Origin of the sequence: Vibrio sp. 10N.222.52.C3 (genome assembly GCF_041474195.1) — a bacterium.
Classification (GTDB): Bacteria; Pseudomonadota; Gammaproteobacteria; order Enterobacterales; family Vibrionaceae; genus Vibrio; species Vibrio crassostreae_C.
This window is the reverse complement of sequence record NZ_JBFRTQ010000077.1, coordinates 1-5,614: the sequence shown is the minus strand read 5'-3', so window position 1 is coordinate 5,614 and position 5,614 is coordinate 1. Positions and strand designations below refer to the sequence as shown.

Here is a 5,614-nt window from a genome sequence, read left to right as displayed (position 1 = left end):
ATTTTATTATTATTTAAGCCAAGATGAGTGTAATGGTGCATATGCGAATGGTCAATCCTTTCAGCTTGTTTTATAGACAGTTACATCAAACTTGATACATAAAGCGTGATCAGCATTGATGTGAAAGGAGACGAGTATTGGATAAGGCACCAGCGCACATTTCGTTGAGAATCTGACAGTAAATTCGAACCATAAGGTGGTGTGGGTATTTGAGCAGTGCTAGACTTACGCACAAAATTGAGCGACACAACTGACGAAACTGTCAACATTCGTCGCAATCACCAAATAGAATGAGAGCAGTATGAAGCATACAGTTGAAGTCATGATCTCTGAGCAAGAAGTTCAGGATCGAGTGAACGAACTAGGCAAACAGATCACGGAACACTACAACGGTAGTGAAGATCTAGTTTTAGTTGGCTTATTGCGTGGATCTTTTGTCTTTATGGCAGATCTTGCTCGTGCTATCGATTTAACTCACCAAGTTGATTTCATGACCGCGTCTAGCTACGGCAACGGCATGGAAAGCTCACGTGATGTTCGTATTTTGAAAGATCTTGATGATGATATCCAAGGTAAAGACGTTCTACTTGTAGAGGATATTATCGATACAGGTAACACGCTGACTAAAGTAAAAGAGATTCTGAGCCTACGTGGTCCTAAGTCTATCGAAATTTGTACGCTATTAGACAAGCCTTCTCGCCGTGAAGTGACTGTCGATACAAAATGGATTGGTTTTGAGATCCCAGACGAGTTTGTTGTTGGTGTTGGTATCGACTACGCACAAAAATATCGTCACCTACCGTACATCGGTAAGGTAGTACCTCAAGAGTAATCATTACGCTTGTGGTTTAGAAGTCATTAAAAAGCCCGCTTGATGCGGGCTTTTTGTATATATGACGGAATGGGTTAGCTTTGTTGACTAAGAAGAGGCGTCGTTAAGATCTTGTTTAATGCATCTAAGTGACTGTTCTCTAAAGTATCGTTACTTGAGCAACGTACGCCAAGGTCCTGTAGCTTGCCATCGCCAATACCATAAACCACACCATGGATTTCAACGTCTTGGCCACGCTCCCACGCATTTTGCATAATGGTTGAGTTACCTAGGTTATAAACCTGTTCTGCGACGTTAATTTCGCATAACTTGTCACCCCATTGCTCACGAGGAAGCCCCTCGATTTGCTTGCGGTATTTTAGGTAATTGTCACGGATGTGCAGTAACCAGTTGTTGATAAGACCAAGTTTAGGGTTATCAATCGCCGCGTTAACACCGCCACAACCGTAGTGACCACAGACAATAATGTGTTTCACTTTAAGCACATCTACTGCGTACTGAACAACAGATAGACAGTTTAGGTCTGTATGAACCACTTGGTTGGCCACGTTTCGGTGAACAAACAGTTCTCCAGAATATAAGCCAGTCAGGCGCTCGGCTGGAACTCGGCTATCTGAACAACCTATCCATAGAAAACCAGGGCTTTGACCCTCTTCAAGCGTTGTAAAATACTCAGGTCTTTCAGAGCGAATTTCTTCAGACCATTTGGAATTGTTCTCAAAAAGCTGTTTTATTTCTGGCATCTTGCTTCTTACATCCCTCAATTAAGATGCTTAACTATACACAATGTTACAAATTCAATCTCGTAAAAACTGCGTCAAAATGTACTCATCTGACGTGTTCTAGTACGGAAAATCATAAACTTAGCCCACTATCAATAATCCGGTTATAAGACATGAATAATGTGATTGAATTAACACTTTCTGAACACTTGATACATTTGCTAAAGTGATAAGGTTTGTCATTTCATCATCAGGAAGGTGTGTTTTGTTTGGAAGTCGTTTTACGGATATCAATCTCAAAGGGGATATGTTTGGCGGTGTAACTACAGCCATCATCTCGTTACCTTTAGCATTGGCATTTGGTGTTGCTTCTGGCGCGGGAGCTGAAGCTGGCTTGTGGGGCGCCATTATGGTTGGCCTATTTGCAGCATTGTTTGGCGGTTCGAGTAGTTTGATTTCTGAACCTACCGGCCCGATGACGGTGATCATGACTGCCGTAATGACGAGTATGGTTGCTAAATATCCTGAAACGGGTATGGCAATGACCTTTACTGTCGTGATGATGGCCGGTGCATTCCAGATATTACTTGGTACGTTAAAGCTAGGAAAATACGTCACTTTGATGCCATATAGCGTGATCTCCGGATTCATGTCGGGCATTGGCGTTATTCTGATTATCTTGCAGCTGTCTCCATTGTTAGGGCATGCCGCTCCATCCGGTGGTGTAATGGGCACGCTCTCTGCTTTACCTGATACGCTAGCAAACTTAAAAGTGAGTGAGCTATTTCTAGGTGCTCTGACACTCGGTATTCTTTTTGGCTTCCCCGCTAAGTATCGTAAGTATGTGCCTGCTCAACTGGTCGCGTTAGTGGCTGTAACGCTCTTGTCCGTCATTATTTTTGATACCGACTCTATTCGCCGTATTGGTGAAATCCCAGCTGGTTTACCTTCCCTCGTTATCCCTACGATCAGCGCTGAACAGTTTACTACTATGGTTATCGATGCCTTGGTGCTTGGTACATTAGGTTGTATTGATACGCTTTTGACCGCGGTTATCGGAGATTCATTGACTCGTAAAGAGCATGACTCAGACAAAGAGCTTCGTGGCCAAGGCATTGCCAATATGATCTCTGGCCTGTTTGGTGCACTACCTGGCGCGGGTGCTACTATGGGGACTGTAACCAATATTCAGGTGGGAGCGCGTTCTCCGCTTTCAGGTGTTATTCGAGCTTTAGTACTTGCGCTCGTGGTATTGGTTGCAGGTGGTTTAACAGAACCGATTCCTATGGCAGTGCTGGCTGGTATCGCGATGTATGTTGGTTTCAATATCCTAGATTGGAGCTTTATCCAGCGCGCGCACAAGGTTAGCTATGCCGGCATGGGCGTGATGTACGGCGTGATGCTATTGACTGTGTTTGTTGACTTGATTATTGCCGTTGGACTGGGTGTGTTTATCTCGAATATTCTGATTATTGAAAGATTAAGCCGAGAGCAAGCCAGACAAGTTAAGGCGATCAGTGATGGTGATGATGAAGACGATATCCCATTGACTGATAGCGAACGTCAGTTACTCGATAGTGCCAATGGTAAGGTGCTATTCTTCTACCTATCAGGGCCGATGATATTCAGCGTTTCAAAGGCGATTTCACGTCAGCACTCAAGTATCTCTGACTATGAAGCGATGATTCTAGACCTGACAGATGTACCTATGATTGATGTCACTGTTGGCCTAGCGCTAGAGAATGCGATTAAAGATGCATTGGATGCGCAGTGTGAGGTGTATCTGCTGTGTCCTAATGAGAATACTCGTCAACAACTAGAGAAGTTCCACGTGATTGACCTAGTACCTGAATCCAACACTTATCGATTCAGATATGAAGCCCTGACGGCAGCAACAAGCTATGTCGACAGAGATGAGCATCAATTTGAGTCAGTTTAATTTTTCAGTAATAAGCTGATATTAATGACCTGATATGAATAATCTAATATGAATAAGCTATAGACGCTCACTTCAAGACTGATCATTAATGCCGTTAAGTGAATCACTTAGCGGCATTTTTATATTTATTGAACGTTGATTTAGTCTTCACGTAGCCAAGACGCTTATTTGTTTTCGAAAGAAACTCTCACACGATATTTGTATTAATCGTCAATCAACGATAAACTTGTTTGCAAAATGGCCGAGTTAACAAGTTTGGGTTAGTTTTCTGCTAGCTCGTTTTAAGCATTACTCTCTTCCTCAAGCTCGGTCGTCTACATCTTATCTATAGCAAATGGCAGTCTATCTCTATGTATGCATTAGAAATTGAGCAATTAAGAAAAACTTATGCTGGGGGCTTCGAGGCTCTTAAGGGCGTTAGTTTACAAGTAGAAAAAGGCGACTTTTACGCACTACTTGGTCCCAATGGTGCGGGTAAATCAACCACCATTGGTGTTATCTCTTCACTGGTAAATAAAACGTCAGGCAAGGTTAAAGTGTTCGGCTACGACATTGATACCGATCTGGAATTGGCGAAGCAGAACTTAGGCCTTGTGCCTCAAGAGTTTAACTTTAACCCGTTTGAAACCGTTGAACAGATCGTGCTGCAACAAGCGGGTTATTACGGCGTGCCAAAAGCATTAGCGAAAGAGCGAGCGAAAAAGTACCTATCTCAACTCGATCTGTGGGAAAAGCGTGGCGAACGCGCGCGTAACTTGTCTGGTGGTATGAAGCGTCGTTTGATGATCGCGCGTGCATTGATGCATGAACCTCATTTGTTGATCCTTGATGAACCGACAGCAGGCGTTGATATTGAACTACGTCGTTCAATGTGGGAATTCCTAAAAGAGATCAATGAGAAGCAGGGCATTACCATTATCTTGACCACGCACTACCTAGAAGAAGCAGAAATGCTGTGTCGCAACATTGGTATCATCAATCGCGGTGAGCTGATTGAGAACACAACAATGAAAGCGCTGTTGGGCAAATTGAGTGCTGAGACCTTTATTCTGGATCTGGAAGAGGGCACGACTGAACCTAAGCTTGAAGGCGTGAATAGCCAAGTGATGGTCAATGGCTCGCTAGAAATCGAAATCGACAAGAACCTAGGTTTGAATACCATCTTTGCTCAATTGAGCGAGCAACAGGTTAAAGTCCTCTCTATGCGTAACAAAGCAAACCGTCTAGAAGAGCTATTTGTGAGTATCGTCCGTGAGGGGAGTAAATAATATGTACAGCCTATATTGGACCGCTTTCTGCAGTTTGTTGACCAAAGAGATCAATCGCTTTACTCGTATCTGGGTGCAGACTCTGGTGCCGCCAGCGATTACCATGACGCTTTACTTCATCATCTTCGGTAACCTGATTGGTGCGCGTATTGGTGAAATGAACGGCTTTAGTTACATGGAATACATTGTTCCCGGTCTGATCATGATGTCGGTGATCACCAACTCATATTCCAACGTTGCTTCATCGTTCTTTAGTGCCAAGTTCCAGAAGAACATTGAAGAGCTGCTTGTAGCGCCTGTTCCTAACTACGTGATTATCGCCGGCTTCGTAATGGGTGGTGTGGTTCGTGGATTGTTAGTGGGTACCATAGTAACCTTCGTGTCGTTGTTCTTTGTCGACTTACAAGTTGACCATTGGGGCGTGATCATTGCGACGGTATTTTTAACGTCGGTAGTATTCGCTTTGGGTGGCTTGATTAACGCGGTATTCGCACGCACGTTTGATGATATCTCTATTATCCCAACCTTTATCTTAACGCCGCTGACGTACCTTGGTGGTGTGTTCTACTCGATCAGTCTATTGCCTGAATTCTGGCAAGGTGTATCGAAGTTGAACCCTATCGTGTACATGGTTAACGCGTTCAGATATGGCTTCTTGGGTGTGTCTGATGTGGGGATCGTGACGTCGTTTGGCGTACTAGGTGTGTTTATCGTGCTGTTGTATGGCATTGCACACTACCTAGTGACAAAGGGTATTGGCTTACGTAGTTAATATCTAGTTAGCCAGAATTGCAGGCAAAGAAAAAGGTCGATATTACATCGACCTTTTTTGTATTGTGCGCCGAGCATGACG

General features: G+C 43.7%; 5 protein-coding genes. 4 read left to right on the top strand and 1 reads right to left on the bottom strand.

Going from position 1 to position 5,614, the window contains the following annotated elements:
* Positions 1-301: 301 nt before the first annotated feature.
* On the top strand, positions 302-832 hold the full coding sequence (gene hpt / locus AB4517_RS12655) for a hypoxanthine phosphoribosyltransferase (RefSeq protein ID WP_017059438.1): 531 nt from the start codon (positions 302-304) through the stop codon (positions 830-832).
* 74 nt (positions 833-906) lie between these two features.
* Here hpt and can read toward each other — a convergent pair whose 3' ends face one another.
* Positions 907-1,575, bottom strand: a complete 669-nt coding sequence (gene can, locus AB4517_RS12650; RefSeq protein ID WP_017063246.1) for a carbonate dehydratase — start codon at positions 1,573-1,575, stop codon at positions 907-909.
* Positions 1,576-1,861: 286 nt separating this feature from the next.
* On the opposite strand from can, the gene AB4517_RS12645 reads away from it, so the two are divergent.
* The 3 genes from AB4517_RS12645 to AB4517_RS12635 all read left to right on the top strand — a co-directional run bounded on the left by AB4517_RS12645 (position 1,862) and on the right by AB4517_RS12635 (position 5,533).
* A complete protein-coding gene (locus tag AB4517_RS12645) occupies positions 1,862-3,493 on the top strand; it encodes a SulP family inorganic anion transporter (protein ID WP_017063247.1) in 1,632 nt (543 codons plus the stop codon).
* Between the two features lie 350 nt (positions 3,494-3,843).
* Complete coding sequence (locus AB4517_RS12640) at positions 3,844-4,761, top strand: ABC transporter ATP-binding protein (RefSeq protein ID WP_017059435.1); 918 nt, start codon at positions 3,844-3,846, stop codon at positions 4,759-4,761.
* 1 nt (position 4,762) lies between these two features.
* Positions 4,763-5,533, top strand: coding sequence for an ABC transporter permease (locus AB4517_RS12635; RefSeq protein ID WP_010435987.1), 771 nt, complete (start codon positions 4,763-4,765; stop codon positions 5,531-5,533).
* Positions 5,534-5,614 lie beyond the last annotated feature (81 nt).